15 protein-coding genes are annotated in these 18,229 nt (G+C 60.3%); 9 read left to right on the plus strand and 6 right to left on the minus strand.

Features of this window, described 5'->3' with window-relative positions:
• The first annotated feature begins 59 nt into the window (after positions 1-59).
• Positions 60-833 carry a gamma-glutamyl-gamma-aminobutyrate hydrolase family protein gene (locus BM152_RS01225; protein ID WP_066603418.1) on the plus strand — a complete coding sequence of 258 codons (774 nt, stop codon included), beginning with the start codon at positions 60-62 and terminating at the stop codon, positions 831-833.
• Positions 834-872: 39 nt separating this feature from the next.
• Here BM152_RS01225 and BM152_RS01230 read toward each other — a convergent pair whose 3' ends face one another.
• Entirely contained in the window at positions 873-1,367 is a 495-nt protein-coding gene (locus tag BM152_RS01230) for a GNAT family N-acetyltransferase (RefSeq protein WP_066603425.1), read from the minus strand.
• Between the two features lie 46 nt (positions 1,368-1,413).
• Here BM152_RS01230 and BM152_RS01235 point away from each other — a divergent pair, with 46 nt between their 5' ends.
• The 6 genes from BM152_RS01235 to BM152_RS01260 all read left to right on the plus strand — a co-directional run bounded on the left by BM152_RS01235 (position 1,414) and on the right by BM152_RS01260 (position 9,080).
• Positions 1,414-1,857: a methyltransferase family protein gene (locus BM152_RS01235; protein WP_066603428.1), complete on the plus strand. Its 444-nt coding sequence runs from the start codon at positions 1,414-1,416 to the stop codon at positions 1,855-1,857.
• A 111-nt stretch (positions 1,858-1,968) separates the two neighbouring features.
• The gene (locus tag BM152_RS01240) at positions 1,969-3,540 is read left to right on the plus strand and encodes a Re/Si-specific NAD(P)(+) transhydrogenase subunit alpha (protein ID WP_066603430.1); all 1,572 of its coding nucleotides are present in this window, start codon (positions 1,969-1,971) and stop codon (positions 3,538-3,540) included.
• Positions 3,541-3,552: 12 nt separating this feature from the next.
• Entirely contained in the window at positions 3,553-4,980 is a 1,428-nt protein-coding gene (locus BM152_RS01245; RefSeq protein WP_066603432.1) for an NAD(P)(+) transhydrogenase (Re/Si-specific) subunit beta, read from the plus strand.
• A 229-nt stretch (positions 4,981-5,209) separates the two neighbouring features.
• Positions 5,210-6,313, plus strand: a complete 1,104-nt coding sequence (locus BM152_RS01250) for a YHYH protein (RefSeq protein WP_066603435.1) — start codon at positions 5,210-5,212, stop codon at positions 6,311-6,313.
• 172 nt (positions 6,314-6,485) lie between these two features.
• Positions 6,486-7,679: an amidohydrolase gene (locus BM152_RS01255; RefSeq protein WP_066603437.1), complete on the plus strand. Its 1,194-nt coding sequence runs from the start codon at positions 6,486-6,488 to the stop codon at positions 7,677-7,679.
• A gap of 114 nt (positions 7,680-7,793) precedes the next feature.
• Positions 7,794-9,080, plus strand: coding sequence for a DUF3422 family protein (locus tag BM152_RS01260; RefSeq protein WP_066603439.1), 1,287 nt, complete (start codon positions 7,794-7,796; stop codon positions 9,078-9,080).
• Positions 9,081-9,167: 87 nt separating this feature from the next.
• Here BM152_RS01260 and BM152_RS01265 read toward each other — a convergent pair whose 3' ends face one another.
• The 3 genes from BM152_RS01265 to BM152_RS01275 form a co-directional block, all read right to left on the minus strand.
• Entirely contained in the window at positions 9,168-10,085 is a 918-nt protein-coding gene (locus tag BM152_RS01265) for an ABC transporter permease (RefSeq protein WP_066603446.1), read from the minus strand.
• Positions 10,086-10,097: 12 nt separating this feature from the next.
• Positions 10,098-11,105 (minus strand): ABC transporter permease, encoded by a 1,008-nt coding sequence (locus BM152_RS01270; protein ID WP_066603448.1) that lies wholly within the window; start codon positions 11,103-11,105, stop codon positions 10,098-10,100.
• 74 nt (positions 11,106-11,179) lie between these two features.
• Entirely contained in the window at positions 11,180-12,883 is a 1,704-nt protein-coding gene (locus tag BM152_RS01275; protein WP_066603451.1) for a peptide ABC transporter substrate-binding protein, read from the minus strand.
• Positions 12,884-13,291: 408 nt separating this feature from the next.
• Here BM152_RS01275 and BM152_RS01280 point away from each other — a divergent pair, with 408 nt between their 5' ends.
• Together BM152_RS01280 and BM152_RS01285 are read left to right on the plus strand one after the other, a co-directional pair.
• Positions 13,292-15,157: an ABC transporter ATP-binding protein gene (locus BM152_RS01280; protein ID WP_066603457.1), complete on the plus strand. Its 1,866-nt coding sequence runs from the start codon at positions 13,292-13,294 to the stop codon at positions 15,155-15,157.
• 69 nt (positions 15,158-15,226) lie between these two features.
• On the plus strand, positions 15,227-16,390 hold the full coding sequence (locus BM152_RS01285) for a M20 aminoacylase family protein (RefSeq protein WP_066603459.1): 1,164 nt from the start codon (positions 15,227-15,229) through the stop codon (positions 16,388-16,390).
• 129 nt (positions 16,391-16,519) lie between these two features.
• On the opposite strand, the gene moaA is transcribed toward BM152_RS01285, so the two are convergent.
• Both moaA and BM152_RS01295 read right to left on the minus strand, forming a co-directional pair.
• Positions 16,520-17,536: a GTP 3',8-cyclase MoaA gene (gene moaA / locus BM152_RS01290; protein ID WP_066603461.1), complete on the minus strand. Its 1,017-nt coding sequence runs from the start codon at positions 17,534-17,536 to the stop codon at positions 16,520-16,522.
• A 41-nt stretch (positions 17,537-17,577) separates the two neighbouring features.
• A complete protein-coding gene (locus BM152_RS01295; RefSeq protein ID WP_066603466.1) occupies positions 17,578-18,222 on the minus strand; it encodes a DNA alkylation repair protein in 645 nt (214 codons plus the stop codon).
• Between the last annotated feature and the right edge of the window lie 7 nt (positions 18,223-18,229).

An 18,229-nucleotide genomic window follows, 5' to 3' on the forward strand; every position in this document is an offset into this window, starting at 1 on the left:
GACTTGGCCTTTTCTCTGATGCGAAAGCGGCTATCTTTGGCAAAAAGGAGAGGCACATCATGACACGACCGGTTGTCGGCATCATTGGCAATTACGACCTACTCAACGACAGCTATCCCGCCTACACCGGTGGGCGCATGAATGCCGAAGCCGTGGCCGAGGTCTCGAATTGCCTGCCGCTTCTGATTCCGGCGCATCCGAACTTTGTCTGCGTGGACGAGTTGATGGAGGTCTGCGACGGGTTTCTCTTCACCGGTGGGCGGCCCAATGTGCATCCGTCGGAATATGGCGAAGAGGAAACCGAAGCGCATGGGGCCTTTGATCGCTGCCGCGATGCGGTAACCCTGCCGCTCATTCGGGCCTGTGTCGAAAAAGGCCAGCCGTTCTTTGGCATTTGCCGTGGGTTTCAGGAGGTGAATGTCGCGATGGGCGGCACGCTTTACCCCGAAATCCGCGACCTTCCGGGGCGGATGAACCACCGGATGCCGCCGGACGGGACGCTGGAAGAGAAATTCGCCCTGCGCCATCCCGTGCGCCTTGCCGAAGGCGGTGTGTTCCACAAGCTTCTGGGCGCGTCCGAAGTGATGACCAACACGCTGCACGGGCAGGGGATCAAGAAACCCGGCGCGCGGATCGTGGTTGAAGGCTACGCACCCGATGGCACGCCGGAGGCGATCTATGTGAAAGATGCGCCGGGGTTCACCTTGGCCGTGCAATGGCATCCGGAATATCGCGCGGGCGAAGATCCGGTCTCGCGGCCCTTGTTCGAGGCGTTCGGCTCTGCAGTTCACAGCTTTTCGCAAACCCGCCGCAAAAAGCCCGCTCTGGCCTGAGTGGCAGAGGGCGGCTCTGCGTAGGGGGTGGGGGCAAGTTCAGGGCGTAAGCTGTTTTTCCATGCGGAAATTCTCGATCCCGACCGAGTCGCGGATCACGGTTTGACGCGCCACCACGGTCCAGCCGCGCCGCTCGAAAAACCGGCGGGCAAGGTGGCTGGCCTCTGTCTCCATATGGTTGAGACCAAGACGGCGGGCCTCGGCCTCGCAAGCCTCATAGAGCCGTCCCGCCGTGCCCTTTCCCATCTCTTCCAAGGCGACATAGGCAAAGTCGATATGCCCGTCATGTCCCATTGTGAAAAAGCCCCTGATCCGGCCCCAGCGCGTGGCGCAGACCGAAAACCCTGCGGTCAGGCGCTCTGCCCAAGTCTCAAGCCATGTCTCGAATCCTGCATCGGAGGAATGGGGCTGGGCGGGCGCCCAAGCAGCGCGTTGGGCTGCGTCATAGAACGCCCCCGTGCCGCCGTGGACGGTGCGGTGGAACAGCGCGTAACAGGCGCGGGCATCTTTGTGGGTCAAAGGGCGCAGTTTCATCGGGAAAGCCTAGCGGTTCGGGCCGTGTGGGGCTAGGGTCTGCGGTATGAAGTATTTTGATTACCCGCCAGTCTGGCTTTTGGCGTTCATGGCGCTCTCTTGGGGATCGGCCCGACTCGGGTTGGAGATGGACCTGCCCGCATGGGTCAAAATCATCGGCGGGCTTTTGATCCTGTTTGGGCTTTTGCTCATGGTTCTGGCGGCATTTGCCATGTGGCGGCACCGCACCACGCTGATCCCGCATCGGGTGCCCGCCGCGATTGTCACAAACGGCATTTACACATTCACTCGCAACCCGATTTATCTGGGCGATGCCTTTACACTTGCGGGGTTTTCTTTACTCTGCGGCAACCCGGCTGGGGTGGCTCTGGTTCCTGTCTTTATGGCGGTGATCCGGAGACGTTTTATTGCCGAGGAAGAAAACTGGCTCAGGACGAAATTTCACGAGGAATTTCAAACCTGGGCAGAAAACACACGACGTTGGCTGTGACCTGCCGTCACATATGTGCTCATGTTTGCGCAATAATGTTGCGCTAAGTGGGGGCAATTGGGTAGGGAAGTGGTCAACAGAGAACTAGGACTGGGGAAAGAGGATCAACACGTGAAATTCGGTGTTCCTAAGGAAGTCTTTGAGGGGGAAGCGCGTGTCGCGCTGACGCCTGAAAGCGCCAAGCAGCTTCAGAAGCTTGGATATGACTGTGCAATCGAGACCGGAGCGGGTGCGCTCGCCGGGTTCTCGGACAAGGATTATGAAGAGGCCGGTGTCGAGATCATCAAGACGCCTGCCGCGCTCTGGAAGGCCTGCGACATTGTCGCCAAGGTGCGCCAGCCCAATGCGACGGAAATGAAACGTCTCAAAAAGGGCCAGACGCTGATCTCCTTCTTCAATCCGGCGGGCAATGAAGCCGGTATGAAGGCGGCGAAAGCCAGAGGCGCCAATGTGATCGCCATGGAAATGGTGCCGCGGATTTCGCGGGCGCAGAAGATGGACGCGCTGTCCTCTATGGCCAATATCGCGGGCTATCGTGCCGTGATCGAGGCGGGCAACAACTTCGGGCGGTTCTTCACCGGTCAGATCACCGCTGCGGGCAAGGTTCCGCCAGCGAAGGTTCTTGTGGTCGGTGCCGGTGTTGCGGGGCTGGCCGCGATTGGCACCTCGACCTCTCTTGGCGCTGTGACCTATGCCTTCGACGTGCGGCCCGAAGTGGCCGAACAGGTCGAGAGCATGGGCGCGCAATTCGTCTATCTCGATTTCGAGGAAGAGCAACAGGACGGTGCGGCGACGGGCGGTTATGCCTCTGTTTCCAGCCCCGAGTTCCGCGAAGCGCAGCTGGCCAAGTTCCGCGAGCTTGCGCCTGAAATGGACATCGTGATCACCACGGCGCTCATTCCGAACCGCGAAGCGCCGGAACTGTGGACCGAGGATATGGTTGCCGCGATGAAGCCGGGGTCGGTGATCGTCGATCTGGCTGCTGAAAAGGGCGGCAACTGCAAACAGACTGTAAAAGACGAGAAGATCGTGACCGAGAATGGCGTGACCATCATCGGCTACACCGATTTCCCGTCGCGCATGGCCACGCAAGCCTCGACGCTTTACGCCACCAACATCCGCCACATGATGACTGACCTGACGCCTGAGAAGGATGGTCAGATTGTGCATGACATGGAAGATGACGTGATCCGCGGTGCGACCGTGGCCTATGAGGGCGAGATCACCTTCCCGCCGCCGCCGCCGAAAGTGGCAGCGATTGCGGCCAAGCCGAAAGAGGAGGTCAAAGAGAAGACCCCCGAGGAGAAACGCGCCGAAGAGGTCGCCGCCTTCAAGGCGCAGACCAAGCAACAGGTGACACTGATCGCCATCGGTGCGGCGCTGCTTCTGGGCGTGGGTCTCGTGGCTCCTGCCAGCTTCATGCAGCACTTCATCGTCTTTGTCCTGTCGGTCTTTGTCGGCTTCCAGGTGATCTGGGGCGTGTCGCACAGCTTGCACACACCGCTCATGGCCGTGACCAACGCGATCTCCTCGATCATCATTCTGGGCGCGCTGTTGCAGATCGGATCGGGCAACTGGCTGGTGATCCTGCTGGCCTCCGTGTCGATCTTCATGGCGGGCATCAACATTTTCGGCGGCTTCCTCGTGACACGGCGTATGCTCGCCATGTTCCAGAAATCGTAAGGAGTAGAGGCAATGGATTTCGGATTTACGACGGCGGCCTATGTGGTCGCGGCTGTTCTCTTCATCCTCTCCCTTGGCGGTTTGTCGGGACAGGAAAGCGCGAAACGTGCGGTGTGGTATGGCATCGTTGGCATGGGCCTTGCGGTCTTTGCCACGCTGATCGGACCGGGCGCGGGGCTGTGGCTCCTGTCGCTCCTGCTGATCGCGGGCGGCGGGACCATCGGCTGGTATGTCGCCAACAAGGTCGAAATGACCGAGATGCCGCAACTGGTCGCGGCGATGCACTCGCTCGTCGGTCTGGCGGCGGTCTTTGTGGGCTATAACGCGCATTTCGTTATGGGCCATGTGGCCGGTCTTCATGGTGGCGAAGAGCTTGGCACATTCGCCGCACTCGTGGCGCACAAGTCTCCGGTCGAGTTGAACATTCTCAAGGTCGAACTGTTTCTGGGCATCTTTATTGGGGCGGTGACCTTCACCGGTTCCGTGATCGCCTATGGCAAACTGGCGGGCAAAGTCTCCTCCACGGCCAAGAAACTGCCCGGCGGTCATGCACTCAACGCAGGTGCTGCGGCCCTCTCGCTGATCTGCCTGTTCTGGTATATGGGCACGGGCGCGTTCTTCCCGCTGTTCATCATGACACTGGCCGCACTCTTCATCGGCTATCACCTGATCATGGGTATCGGCGGCGCGGATATGCCTGTCGTGGTCTCCATGCTCAACTCCTACTCGGGCTGGGCGGCTGCCGCGATCGGCTTCTCGCTCTCCAATGATCTCCTGATCGTTGTGGGGGCTCTGGTCGGCTCCTCGGGCGCGATCCTGTCCTACATCATGTGTAAGGCGATGAACCGCTCCTTTATCTCCGTGATCCTCGGCGGCTTCGGCGGCGCATCCGGTCCGGCGATGGAGGTCGAGGGCGAACAGGTGGCCATCGACGCCGACGGCGTGGCCAATGCTCTGAACGAGGCCGAGAGCGTCATCATCGTTCCGGGCTACGGCATGGCCGTGGCGCAGGCGCAGGCCGCCGTGTCGGAACTGACCAACAAGCTGCGTGCCAAGGGCAAGAATGTGCGTTTCGCCATTCACCCCGTGGCGGGCCGTTTGCCCGGTCACATGAACGTGCTTCTGGCCGAGGCCAAGGTGCCTTATGACATCGTGATGGAAATGGACGAGATCAACGAGGACTTCCCTGACACAGACGTGGTCATCGTGATCGGCTCCAACGACATCGTGAACCCCGCAGCTCAAGAAGACCCGAACTCCCCGATTGCGGGTATGCCGGTTCTTGAAGTCTGGAAAGCGAAGCAGGTCTTCGTCTCCAAACGCGGGCAGGGCACGGGTTATTCGGGTATCGAAAACCCGCTGTTCTACAAAGAGAACACGCGCATGTTCTACGGCGACGCCAAGGACTCGATGAACGCGCTTCTGCCGAAACTCGACTGAGTTTGACGCAACAGATGACGGAAAGGGCGGCCCACGGGTCGCCCTTTTTGCGTTTGGGCCTGAACAGAGCCGGAACGGGAAAATGCCCCGGATCACAAAAAATCCGATACAGTCAAAAAAGAGTGACGGAATATGCGCCCCGCTGCGTATAATCTACTCAACACGAACTGGCGCGCAGGTTTCGCGCAGCACAGGGCAAAGATCATGCCCTCACCGGAGACTATCCCCCATGAGACGGACCGTTCCTCATTTCCTTTCGGCCGCAATCGCGGTGCCAGCCACTTTGGCGCTGGCTCTGCCTGCCACCGCCGACACAACCGAAGCCGAAGCGCAACGCCTCGAAGAGATCGCGGCGTTTTTCTCCGAGGCGGTTGTCGTCTCCGGTCCGGAGGTCGTGGATTGCACGCTCTCCGAGGGCACGCAGACGCGGTGTTTCTCCATCACGGTCAAGCCGGAACCCATCGCCTATACGCCCGGCCCGTGGTGTCCGACCAATATCTCGGATGATGCGAGCAAAGGCGGCAAGTGGTTCGGCGAGAACGAGCTGATTGATGTGGATGGCAGCTTTGTGGAACATCTCGACGAATTTTTCGGGGATGACGAATGGGCGCTCTACAATCCGGAAACCGGCGAGATTCGCGTGACCGATACGCTCGAATCCTGTGACGGGGCGGCGCGTCCCGATGTGGCGGAAGAGTATCAGAACTACTGTGTGCAGTGCCTGCCGGAATATCTCGATGACGGGGTCAGCGTGACCTATGTGATCCCGCTTGAACCGCAAGCGGCTTCCGAGGTCGGTCGTCTCGATCAGGGGGCGGGCGTAGCCTATAACGGTGTGCGTCTGGACGCCTCTGCGCCTCAGGAAGCGATTGTCGCGGCGCATACGATTGCCCCTCTGGATGATTGCGGCGGGCATGTGAACCTGCATGTCGGCTACCATTATCACGCGGTGACGGATTGCCTTCCGGGAGCACCCGTGACGGACGAACAGGAGGCCGAAGAGGTCGCTTCCGCGCAAGACGCGGCGGTGCTGGATGACGCCACGCCCATCGGGATCGCGATGGATGGCTATCTGATCTATAATCGCGCCAATTCCGAAGGCGTGGTGGTTGACGGGCTGGACGACTGTAACGGTCACGCCACCGAGGCGCTGGGCTATCACTACCATGCAGGGGCCGAAGGCTCGAACGCCATTCTGGCCTGTATGACCGCGCAATATGGCTGTGCTCTCGAAGACGGTGACGCAAGCTGTGACGCCTCTGTGCGTCAGGGCCCTCCGGGTGCAGGTCCACGTCCTGACGGTCCGCCGCCGGAAGGTCGCCCTGCGGACTGATTTCAGCCGCCAGAGATGAAGCAAGCCGCCGCGCTGATCCTGTATCGGCGCGGCGTTTTTATGCGTTTGGTCGGGCAGGGGCGGCGTCTGCCCCGCGCACAGCCGATTTGCAAAAGGCAGGCTTTTCAATCCGTTGAACTTCGGGCAGGCTTTTCGACAACAGGAGGCCCTCATGCAGCACACCACCCCCGAAGAGATTACCGCAGACCACGCGTTCATGGAGAAAATGATCGCGATCCGTCACGACATCCATGCCCATCCCGAAACCGCTTTTGAAGAGGTGCGGACCTCTGCGCTTGTGGCGGAGTTTCTCGAAGGGCTGGGGATGGAGGTGCATCGCGGCTTGGGCAAGACCGGTGTCGTGGGCACGCTCAAGGGCAAGCGTCCGGGGCAAAAGGTCATCGCCCTGCGCGCCGATATGGATGCGCTGCATATCACCGAGGACACCGGCGTGCCCTATACATCGCAAGTGCCGGGCAAGATGCATGCCTGCGGCCATGACGGGCACACGACCATGCTTTTGGGTGCGGCGGAGAAACTGGCCGCCAATCCGGATTTTGCGGGCACGGTGCGGTTCATCTTCCAACCTGCCGAAGAGGGCGGTGGCGGGGCCAACGAGATGATCAAGGACGGGTTGTTCGATCTGTTCCCGACCGATGCGATCTATGGCGTGCATAACGGACCGCTGGACCCGCTGGGACAGATGACCACCCGTGTCGGCCCCTATACCTCCGCTTCTGACGATTGGGAGATCGTGTTCGAGGGCACCGGCGGCCACGGTGCATCGCCGGAGAAAGCAACCGATCCGACCGTGGCGGCGGGGCAGTTCATGGCGAGCCTTGGCAATGTGGTGTCGCGCCATGTGGCGCTGACCGATTGGGCCGTGGTCTCCATCGGCCATGTGGCAGGGGGCGAGCGCGAGAGTGCGAATATTATTCCGGCCAAAGTTCTGGTCGCGGGCACCGCACGCAGCTACCGGCCCGAGGTGCGCGACACATTGCAACGCGAGATCACCCGTCTGGCCGAGGGCTGCGCTATGGCCTGCGGCGTTGAGGCGCATGTGGACTATGAGCGGGGCTATCCGCCGCTGGTGAACACGTCAGAGGAGGTCGCCGTAACGGGCAGGGCCCACGCTGCCTCTCTGGGCGCAGAAATGGCCGACACCAAAGCCCCCGCCATCGGCGCCAGCGAGGACTTCGCCTATTTTCTGGAGAAAATCCCCGGTGCCTATGTCTCTATCGGCAATGGCGATGGTCCCGGCGCGGCCTTTGTCCACACGCCGAAATTCGACTTCAACGACAAGCTGATCCCCATCGGCGTGGCCTACTGGATGAATGTCGTGGCCGAGGAATTGGGCGGGGCATGAGTTTTGTATACCGTCGCATTCCGTTAAGTGGCTGATATACATTGAAAAAATGATTTGCCATGAGGCGGGGTGGCAGTCTATAGGCGAAATATGACGCTTGAGACGAGATCGCCTATGGCCCCTTTGACCGACCACCCGCGCCGCTACGAGCTGGCCAATGAATTGCATGCCCGCCCCTTTCCCGAAGTGGGCAGCAATGCCCGCGCCGCCTATCTGGCCATCCGCTCCGCAGGGGATGCGGCCCGGCGCGACCGCGATCTGGATCGGGCGCATCTTCTGGCACTTCTGGACCGGTTCGGCGCAGCCCATCCGGCACCGGGAGCCACGCATTACACCGGACCTTTGGGCAAATACCGCCTGAAATGGGAAAGCCACACGGAATTTGTGACCTACACGATCTTCGCAGACGGGCTTTCCGATCATGCCTTTGACCGGACGACCTTTGAACTCTTCCCCGAAGACTGGCTGAAAGAGGCACCGGGACAGCGGATCACCTCGGCGCTAATTCGGGTCGAGACGGTGGAAGACGACGCGCGGATCATTGCCCTGATGGACGATTGGTTCGAACGCGAAAGCCTCGCCGTGGCGCGTGTGCTGGACGGGGCGATGGTGGTTGCCGGAGATTTCCGGATCGATGCGGCGGGTCACATGCGCTTTGCCATTTTCCCCGATGCGGATTGCGGCCAGCGCCGGATCGGGCGGGTTCTGCAACGTCTGTGCGAGATCGAGACCTATAAGGCCATGTCGATGCTGGGGCTGGTGCAGGCGCGCAAAGTGGTCGCAGACTTGGCGGATATCGAAAAGGAACTCTCCGATCTGATGGTCCGTCTCACCACCAAGTCGGAAGTCTCCACGGAAGACACGCTGGAAGACCTTCTCGGCCTCTCCACACGGATCGAGAGCATCGTGACGCGGACCAACTTCCGCTTTGGCGCGACGGGGGCTTATGAGGCCATCGTCAATCAGCGGATCGAGGTGCTGCGCGAAAGCCGGTTTCAGGGGCGTCAGCTCTTCAGCGAATTTATGATGCGGCGTTTCGATCCGGCCATGCGCACGGTGCAGGCGGCGAAATCACAGCTTGAGAGCCTTGCCGAACGGACCGCGCGGGCGGCGAATCTTTTGCGCACCAAGGTCGATGTCGGGCGTCAGGCCCAGAACCAGAAACTGCTGGAAAGCATGGACAAACGCGCCGATCTGCAACTGCGGTTGCAAGAGACGGTCGAGGGGCTCTCGGTCGTGGCGATCAGCTACTATGCGGTGAGCCTTGCGGGTTATCTGGTCTATCCGGCGCTGGAGCCTCTGGGGCTGTCCAAAGGTCTGGCTCAGTCGATGCTCACGCCGCTGGTTGTGTTGGCCGTCTGGCTTGGTCTGCGCCGGATCAAAAAGCAGCATCTGGAATAAACCCCGTTCAAACACGCAGGAAAAAACGCGCCGGACAGTGGTCTCGGCGCGTTTTGTGTTTTCCGTTTTGTGTTTTGGGGCTGTGCCCTACCGGCCCCTGATCCGCGGGTCGAGCGCATCGCGCAGCCCGTCACCGATGTAATTCACCGCCAGCACCGTGAGCGAGATCGCCAGACCCGGCCAGATGACGCGTTCGGGATATTGCTGGATGAAATCCTTGGCATCAAAGAGCAGGCGGCCCCATGTCGGATAGTCCGGCGGAAAGCCGAGGCCGAGGAAGGACAGCGCGCTTTCCGTGATGATCGCATTGGCGATGCCCAAGGTGGCCGAGACCATGATGGGTGACATGATGTTGGGCAGGATATGGCGCACAACGATCTTGCCCGAAGAGGTGCCGATGGAGCGTGCGGCCAGCACATATTCGCGTTCCTTGAGCGCCAGAACATCGCCGCGCACGATCCGCGCCGCCTGCATCCAGCTTGTGATGCCGATGACAAAGACGATCAGGATGAAGATGCCGGTTTCCAGCCCGAAGACGGAACGCAGCGGGTCGCGGAACAGCATGATGATGACGAGCAGCAGCGGCAGCAGCGGCAGGGCGAGGAACAGGTCGGTGAAGCGCATCAGAAGCCCGTCGAGACCTTTCCAGTAGCCTGCGAGCACACCGATGAACGTGCCCAGCACCAGTGAGAGCGCCATGGCGGTCAGGCCCACGGAGATCGAGACCTGTCCCCCTTGCAGCATCCGCGCCAGCATGTCGCGGCCCAGTTGGTCTGCGCCGAGCGGGTGGGCCAGAGAGGGGCCCGTGTTGCGCGCGCGGATGTCAATGTGCGTCGGGTCGATGGTCCAGAGGAGCGGGCCGAGATAGACCGCCAGAATGATAAAGACGAAAAAGACCAGTCCGGCCATCGCGCCCTTGTGGGTTTTGAACTGGTCCCAGACATCCCACCACTGGTTGCGGGGTTTTTCGGAGGGGATAGCGGCTGCGGTTGTTGTATCGGTCATGGTCAACCTCCCTTAATCGTAGCGGATGCGTGGATCGAGGATACCGTAGAGAATATCCGCGATGAGGTTGAACAGAACGATGAGTACGGCAAAGATGAAGGTCAGCGTCTGCACCATCGGTGCGTCAGAGGCGTAGATCGCGGAGATCAACATCTGTCCCAGACCGTTCACCTGAAACACCTGTTCGGTGATGATCGCGCCGCCGAAGATGTTGGGCACGCCCAGAGCAATCACGGTGACGACAGGGATCATGGAGTTGCGCAGTACATGGACAAGGACGACGACGCGCTCGGAGAGGCCCTTGGCGCGGGCGGTGCGCACATAGTCCTGATTGAGATTGTCGAGCATCGAGGCGCGCATGAACCGGCTGACCTGCGCGGCGTTGTAGAGCGTCAGGACAAAGACCGGCATGGCCATCTGTTTGACCTGAAACCAGAACGATCCCCAGTCGGTGATGGTGTGCGTGGTGTCATAGATCGACGGGAACCAGCCGAGAATGACGGAGAACACCACGATCAGCAGGACGCCGGAGAAGAAGGTCGGGATGGAAAACCCGACCATGGAGATAAACGTGCCCAGCTGATCGAACCAGCTATACTGGCGATAGGCGGAGAAGATGCCGATGGGCACGGCGATCAGCGTGGCGAAGACATAGGACAGGCCCACAACCCACAGTGTCTGCGGCATACGTTCGGCCACGACGGACATGACGGGGGAGCGCGACTGGAAGGAGATGATCCGCTGTTTGCCTTCGGAGAAATCGGTGCCGAAGATATGGTCGAAGGCCACTTGCGGCTCGACGACGAAGAACTGGTAGAGCCAGTTCAGAAACCGGATATGGACAGGTTCGCCAAGGCCCAGAGCCTCGCGCATCTTTTCCTTCACCTCAGGCGGCACGGTCAGCGGGATGGAGGCCATCGGATCGCCCGGAGCCAGATCCAGAAGCAGGAAGATCACCAATGAAATGAAGAGAAGCGTCGGAACGGAGAGGATCAGACGGCGGATCGTGAAATGGAGCATGAAGGGTGCCTTGGTTCAGGTCTTTTGTCATTGGGGAGCGGGCGCCCCGAGGGGTCGGGACGCCCGTAGAGAGATCACTCTTTGATGCGATACCAGTCGGCCGCGTTCCAAAGCTCGGAATCCCAGGTGTTGAGGATCACACCGCCCAGCGTGTTGGAATGTGCGGACAGACGACCACGGTCCACCAGCGGGATGATGACATATTCCTGCATCAGCATGTCGTTCATGGCTTTCGCCAGCTCGGCACGTTTGTTGATGTCACCGGTTTTCGCCATTTCCGCGACCAGCGCGTCATACTCGTCAGAGCAGAAGCGCGGCATGTTGTTGCCCTGCCACTGGGTTTCGGGGCGCGGTGCCTGTTTGCATTCCCAGTTGGCCATATAGGCTTCCGGATCGGTCCCGTCGAAGTTGTTGGCATACATTTCTACGTCTGCATAGAACTTCTGGAAGGTATCCGGCGAACCGGCATCCCCGCCAAAGAACACGGAGGCGTCAATGTTGCGCAATTCGGTTTCAACACCGATCTCGCCCCACCACTGTTTGATGATCGCCTGAAAATCCTGACGGATGGCATTGGTCGAGGATTGGAACAGAAGCGACAGTTTCTTGCCGTCTTTCTCGCGAATGCCGTCGCCATCGCTGTCCACCCAGCCGGCTTCTTCCAGTATGGCTTTCGCGCCTTCGATGTCTTGCGTGAGGCAGGCATCATTGGCGGTGGAGTTGTAGATCGCCGGTGCGGGCAGCACGTTACAGGTCGGACGCCCTGCATCGCCATAACCGATTTCGGTCAGAAGCGCACGGTCGATGGCCATCGACAGCGCCTTGCGCACGGCCAGATCGGAGAGGATCGGGTGCGGATGGGCGGCGGTGGCGCGTTCATCGCCCAAGGCCGGATCGGGGTCGGTCATGTTGACCATGATCCGCTCGACGAGCGTGCCGAAGGCGCTGACAAGCTGGCCCTTGCCCTTGGCAAGCATGGCTTCGAGCAGGTCGGGGGACACCTGTGTGTTCCACGCATAGTCGAATTCGCCGGTCTCCAGCACGGAGCGCGCCGCAGATTGCGCATCGCCGCCGCCTTTCAGCGTTGCGGTCGCAAAGGCCGGTTTGTTCGGGTCACGATAATGCGGGTTCGCGGAGAGCGAGACCACGTCATTGGTTTTGAACTCGTCCACGACGAAAGGCCCTGTGCCAATCGGGCTGAAGTTCTCTTCGGTGCAGGACGCCATCGCTTCGCCGACACAATCAGCGAACTGGGCCTTTTGCACGATCGGAGCCTGAGCGCCGACGAAGGGACCGTAGGGGAAGGGCTTCGGCACGCCGAAATGCACCACAACGGTCAGCTCGTCAGGGGTCTCGACCTCGACCACATCATTGTATTTCTCGGATTGGGAACAACCACCGCCCTCGGTGGTGCAATATTCCCATGTGAATTTCACATCTTCGGAGGTCAGCGGCGTGCCGTCCGACCATTTGAGACCTTCCTTGAGCTTCCATGTGATCGTTTTCAGATCTTCGGACACGCCGCCGTTTTCCACGGTCGGCACAGACTCGGCCAGATAGGGCACAATCGTGCCCGCTTCGTTGTAGCGTGCCAGAGGCTCCAGAACCAATGAGGCAGACTCAAGCTCCTTGGTGCCACCCGAGAGATAGGGGTTCATCGTCGAGGGCGCTTGGTAATAGATGATATTGACATGACCGTCCGCACCGCGCTCGGCGAAAGCGGCAGGAACCAGCGCGAGCGATGCGACAGCACCCATCAGGGCTGTTTTAAACGTCATTGAATGACCTCTCCTTGTTGGACCGGTGACGGGAGATTGCGTAAACCGCAAATTATTGTGACCCCGCACCGGCGTTACTGTGTCGAAACCTGCGTGGTCCTGCTTGCGCAAGGCAAGGCGACTCGCCGGATTCCGGTGATATAAATTTATCGAATGATAAAAACTTAGGCAAAGCAAGGCAGTTTCTTTGATAAAAATGGCGTTAAGCCCATGTCGTGACGTTCTCTTTGCCTGCCGGTTCAGCGTTTGCCCGCTTTTCAGACAAACCGATTTGACAGCCCCCGCGTGGCAGGCTTAGCGTCATGATCGGTCCTTATGCGGCGCGTCCGGCCCGCGGGACGGTCTTGTCACTTATGCGATTCACGGTGTTTTGCGCGGTGATCCGGCACCTGATCTGAAAGGCGATTCATGCTTGATAAAACTCCTGATTCGGCTCCCGATACGTCCGACGGCCAAGCGTTGATCGACGTTTCCCACCTGCGGGTCGAGTTTCCGACACGCGGCGGTCTTGTGGTCGGGGTCAAGGATGTGTCCTTCTCCATCGACGCGGGCGAGACGCTCTGTGTTGTGGGTGAGTCGGGTTCGGGAAAATCCGTGTCTTCTCTGGCAATTATGCGCCTGATCGAGTTCGGCGGCGGGAAGATTGCCGGTGGCGAGATCAAGCTGCGCAAGGAACACGAGATCATTGATCTGACCGCGATGGACCCCGAGAAAATGCGGGCGTTGCGCGGCGACGATATCGGCATGATCTTTCAGGAGCCGATGACCTCGCTCAATCCGGTGTTCACCATCGAGCGCCAGCTTTGCGAGGGACTGCGTCTGCACAAGGGGATGAGCAAGGAACAGGCCCGCGCCCGTGCGCTCGAACTGATGAAAGACGTGCGCATCCCCGAACCGGAGCGGCGTCTGAGCCAGTATCCCCATGAGCTGTCCGGCGGTATGCGCCAGCGTGTGATGATTGCAATGGCGATGGCTTGCGAGCCGAAGCTGCTGATCTGTGACGAGCCGACCACGGCGCTGGACGTGACGATTCAGGCAGAGATTCTGGCGCTGATCGACCGGCTGAAGCGCGAACACAACACGGCGGTGCTGTTCATCACCCATGACATGGCCGTGGTCGCGCAGATGGCGGATCGGGTGTTGGTGATGTTCCGTGGCGACGTGGTCGAAGAGGGCACGGTCGCGGAAATCTTTGATTCTCCGAAAGAAGATTACACCAAGGCGCTTTTGGCCGCGGTGCCGAAGCTGGGCGAGATGACCGGCAAACCGGCGCCCGAACCGATGCGTCTGATCGGCGTGCCGCAAGTGTCCGTGTCGCCGGTGCCCTATGCGCCGGAGGGGACAAAGCCGGTTCTCGAAGTGAACAATCTGGTCACGCGCTTTCCGGTGAAGGCCGGTTTGTTGCGCAAGACTGTGGCGAATGTCCACGCGGTCGAAGATGTCTCCTTTGCGATCAAGCCGGGGGAGACGCTGTCTCTTGTCGGCGAAAGCGGCTGCGGGAAATCGACCTGCGGGCGTTCGATCCTGCGCCTTGTCGATCCGCTCAGCGGCTCTGTGCGTCTGGACGGTAAAGAGGTTCTGGACCAGAACCCGCGCGATTTGCGCCGGTTGCGTCAGGACATGCAGATGATCTTTCAGGACCCGTTTGCCTCGCTCAACCCGCAGGTGCGGCTCATTGATCAGGTGGCCGAACCGCTGCGCAACTACGGGCTGGCGCATGGCTCCGATGTCACCGACCGCGTCGCGGCTCTGTTCGACCGTGTCGAGCTGCCGCGCGCCTTTCTGAAACGTTACCCGCACGAACTGTCGGGTGGCCAACGCCAGCGCGTCGCCATCGCCCGTGCCCTCTCGATCAATCCGAAGCTGGTGATCGCGGACGAGGCGGTTTCCGCCCTTGATGTGAGCGTGCAGGCGCAGGTGGTGAACCTCTTGATGGAGCTTCAGGCCGAACTTGGCATCGCCATGCTCTTTATCAGCCACGACATGGCCGTGGTCGAACGGGTCAGCCACCACACGGCGGTGATGTATCTTGGCCGGATTGTCGAGATCGGCCCGCGTCAGGCGGTGTTCGAGAACCCGCAGCACGAATACACGAAATCTCTCATGCTGGCCGTGCCCATCGCCGACCCGCATAACAAGAAAATCAGGGCGGACCTGTCCTTCAAACCGATTCCGTCCCCGATTTTCCCCGCAGACTATGTGCCTGCAAAATCCACCTACCGCGAAGTGTCCAAAGGGCACTTCGTGCTGGAGCCGATCGAAGGCTTTGGCTGATGCGTTTTGAAAAACGCTTATTTAACCGCCGCTTTGGCGGACCTGTCCAGACGATGAAAAGAGAAGAAAATGCCGATTAAGAACCGCCTTGCCGAGCTATTGCCGGAAATCACCGCATGGCGACGCGATATTCACGAAAACCCCGAATTGATGTTCGACCTGCCGCGCACCTCGAAAAAAGTCGCGGATCTGCTGCGCGAATTCGGCTGTGACGAGGTTGTCGAAGGCATGGCGAAAACCGGCGTCGTGGGCGTGATCAAGGGCAAGACCGACACCAAAGGCCGCACCATCGGGCTGCGCGCCGATATGGATGCCTTGCCGATTCTCGAAGAAACCGGTGCCGAATTTGCCTCGAAAAATCCTGGCGTTATGCATGCCTGCGGCCATGACGGTCACACCGCAATGCTTCTGGGCGCTGCGAAATACCTCTGCGAAACCCGCAATTTCGACGGCACCGCCGTGGTGATCTTCCAACCCGCCGAAGAAGGCGGCGGTGGCGGGCGTGTGATGTGTGAAGAAGGCCTGATGGACCGGTTCGGCATCGACGAAGTCTACGGCATGCACAACTGGCCCAACCTCGAAGCCGGCAAATTCGCCATCCGTCCCGGCCCGTTCTTTGCCGCTGCGGACGAATTCGAGATCGTGGTGCGCGGCAAGGGTGGCCATGCGGCAAAACCCCATGAGGTCGTCGACAGCACCGTGACCGCCGCGCATCTGGTCATCGCCCTGCAAACCATCGCCTCGCGCAATGTTGATCCGACCGAACAGGTCGTGGTCTCCATCTGCACCGTGGAAAGCTCTTCCAAAGCCCATAACGTCCTGCCCGCCACCGTGCTGCTCAAAGGCACCGTGCGCACGCTGGACGCCGATGTGCGCAAACAGGCCCGCGAACGGTTGGAAGCCATCTGTGCCGGTGTCGGCGCGACCTATGGCGCGGAGATCGAAGTGGACTACCACCTCGGCTATCCGGTGATGGTGAACCATGAGCGGGAAACCGAATATGCGATCGAGGCGGCCACCAAAGTCGTGGGCGATTGCGGAGAATACCCGCTGGTGATGGGCGGCGAGGACTTCGCCTATATGCTCGAAGAACGCCCTGGCGCCTATATCATCCTCGGCAACGGTCCGGGCGCGCCTGTGCACCACCCGAAATATATGTTCAACGACGAAGCCCTGCCTGCGGGCTGTTCGTGGTATGCGGAAATGGTGGAAAGCCGTTTGCCCGCAGCCTAACAGACAGCCGCGTGACGGAGGTCTGTGCCCGTGTATTCGGGATTTGAGTATTTGAGGCACAAAGGAAACACGAAGGCGCTCCCATTTGACAGGGGGCGCTTTTCATTTGCGGTGTTGGGATCGTGCGGATCAGCCGCCGGTGTGGCTCATGTGGCGGGAGACCTGACCGTCGGCACGTTGGCGCGAATAGTCGAAATCATGGCCTTTGGGCTTGCGCAGGATTGCGGCCTCAATGGCTTGGATCAGCGGGGTGTCGTCATCGGGCGAGGCGCGCAGGATGTCACGCAGGGAGGCGTTGTCTTCCTGTCCCAGACACATGAACAACTCGCCTGTGCAGGTCATCCGCACGCGATTGCAGCTTTCGCAGAAATTATGGGTCAAAGGCGTGATGAAGCCGATCTTCTGTCCTGTTTCTTCCAGCCGCACATAGCGCGCCGGACCGCCCGTGCTTTCCGGCAGGTCCGTGAGGGTGAACCGCGCAGAGAGATCTGCACGCAGGTCGTCGAGCGACCAGTATTGCCCGACGCGATCCTCGTTGCCCAAGTCACCCATCGGCATGACTTCGATAAAGGTCAGGTCCATATCCTCGCGGGCGCACCAGTCGGTGAGGGTGAAGAGTTCGTCTTCGTTAAAGCCCTTGAGGGCAACCGTGTTGATCTTGACCCGCAGCCCTGCGTTGCGGGCGGCTGCGATCCCGCCGAGAACCTGTTCAAGCCGTCCCCAGCGTGTCACCCGCTGGAATTTTGCCGCGTCCAACGTGTCCAGCGACACGTTAATCCGCCGCACGCCCGCCGCATAGAGGACTTTGGCAAAGCGTGACAGTTGCGAGCCATTGGTGGTGACGGTCAGTTCCTTCAACGCGCCGCTGTCCAGATGCCGTGTCATACCATCGAAAAAGGTCATGATCCCGCGCCGCACCAGAGGTTCGCCGCCGGTGATGCGCAGTTTTTCGACGCCCAGCCCGATGAAGGTGGAACACATGCGGTCCAGTTCTTCGAGGGTCAGCAATTCTTTTTTCGGCAGAAAGGTCATGTTTTCCGCCATGCAATAGACACAGCGGAAATCGCAGCGGTCCGTCACCGACACCCGAAGATAGGTGATCGGTCGGGCAAACGGGTCGATGAGGCGGGGCGTTGCGGATGTCATACGGGGCAATCTAGGGCGCTTTGGCGGTGTCGCCAAGCCTTTCAGGCATCACTTGCGCGAGACTGCACCACACGGCGCACCATGCTGGCGCGTTTGCGGTCATGTTTGCCGAGGCTCTTGAGCCATGTATCGGCCATGCGCGACACGTCCTTGTCACTATCTTCGAGCGCATGGGTGAGCCAGTAGAGCACATCGTCGATGGCGTTGACTTCCGCCTCGGAGGGGTGGGCGAGTTTCGCCAGCGGCAGCGAGAGGCCGAGGGCGGCGCGGCGGTCCAGAACGCGTTCGGATTTGGCAAGCGTATGGACGGTTTCCATCCGCGACAGGTCGGTGACGATCCTGCGCGCACCGGCGGCGGCCAGCGCGTCCAGTTCGGCCCAGTTGGCGGCCTCGGAAATCCATGCGCAAATCTGGTCCCAGATTTCGGCATCGTCCTTGATCCGCGCTTGGGTCAGAAGTTTCGCCGCCATGATGCGGGCTTCGAACGGGCCATCGGCCCAAAGCGCACGCGCCAGTGCGAGGCGTTCGGGTGTGCCGATCTCCTGACGCCAGCTGCGCGCGAGTTCTTCCATCGCCTGCGGGGCCACGCCGAGATAGCTGCCAGCGCCGAAGCGGTTTTCCAATTCGGTCGCGCGGGCCGTATCGGCGTGGGTCATGAGCGCTCCGAGCGCGTCGTCAAACATCATGGGACAG

This window comes from Celeribacter halophilus, assembly GCF_900114135.1.
Classification (GTDB): Bacteria; Pseudomonadota; Alphaproteobacteria; order Rhodobacterales; family Rhodobacteraceae; genus Celeribacter; species Celeribacter halophilus.

Bases quoted from the DNA above. Each gene is read 5' to 3' on its own strand.
- BM152_RS01260 (WP_066603439.1), top strand. From the start codon at position 7,794: ATGGCCCCTTTGACCGACCACCCGCGCCGCTACGAGCTGGCCAATGAA.
- BM152_RS01230 (WP_066603425.1), bottom strand. From the start codon at position 1,367: ATGAAACTGCGCCCTTTGACCCACAAAGATGCCCGCGCCTGTTACGCG.
- moaA (WP_066603461.1), bottom strand. From the start codon at position 17,536: ATGACATCCGCAACGCCCCGCCTCATCGACCCGTTTGCCCGACCGATC.
- BM152_RS01270 (WP_066603448.1), bottom strand. From the start codon at position 11,105: ATGCTCCATTTCACGATCCGCCGTCTGATCCTCTCCGTTCCGACGCTT.
- BM152_RS01295 (WP_066603466.1), bottom strand. From the start codon at position 18,222: ATGATGTTTGACGACGCGCTCGGAGCGCTCATGACCCACGCCGATACG.
- BM152_RS01255 (WP_066603437.1), top strand. From the start codon at position 6,486: ATGCAGCACACCACCCCCGAAGAGATTACCGCAGACCACGCGTTCATG.
- BM152_RS01235 (WP_066603428.1), top strand. From the start codon at position 1,414: ATGAAGTATTTTGATTACCCGCCAGTCTGGCTTTTGGCGTTCATGGCG.
- BM152_RS01275 (WP_066603451.1), bottom strand. From the start codon at position 12,883: ATGACGTTTAAAACAGCCCTGATGGGTGCTGTCGCATCGCTCGCGCTG.
- BM152_RS01225 (WP_066603418.1), top strand. From the start codon at position 60: ATGACACGACCGGTTGTCGGCATCATTGGCAATTACGACCTACTCAAC.
- BM152_RS01245 (WP_066603432.1), top strand. From the start codon at position 3,553: ATGGATTTCGGATTTACGACGGCGGCCTATGTGGTCGCGGCTGTTCTC.
- BM152_RS01265 (WP_066603446.1), bottom strand. From the start codon at position 10,085: ATGACCGATACAACAACCGCAGCCGCTATCCCCTCCGAAAAACCCCGC.
- BM152_RS01285 (WP_066603459.1), top strand. From the start codon at position 15,227: ATGCCGATTAAGAACCGCCTTGCCGAGCTATTGCCGGAAATCACCGCA.
- BM152_RS01250 (WP_066603435.1), top strand. From the start codon at position 5,210: ATGAGACGGACCGTTCCTCATTTCCTTTCGGCCGCAATCGCGGTGCCA.
- BM152_RS01280 (WP_066603457.1), top strand. From the start codon at position 13,292: ATGCTTGATAAAACTCCTGATTCGGCTCCCGATACGTCCGACGGCCAA.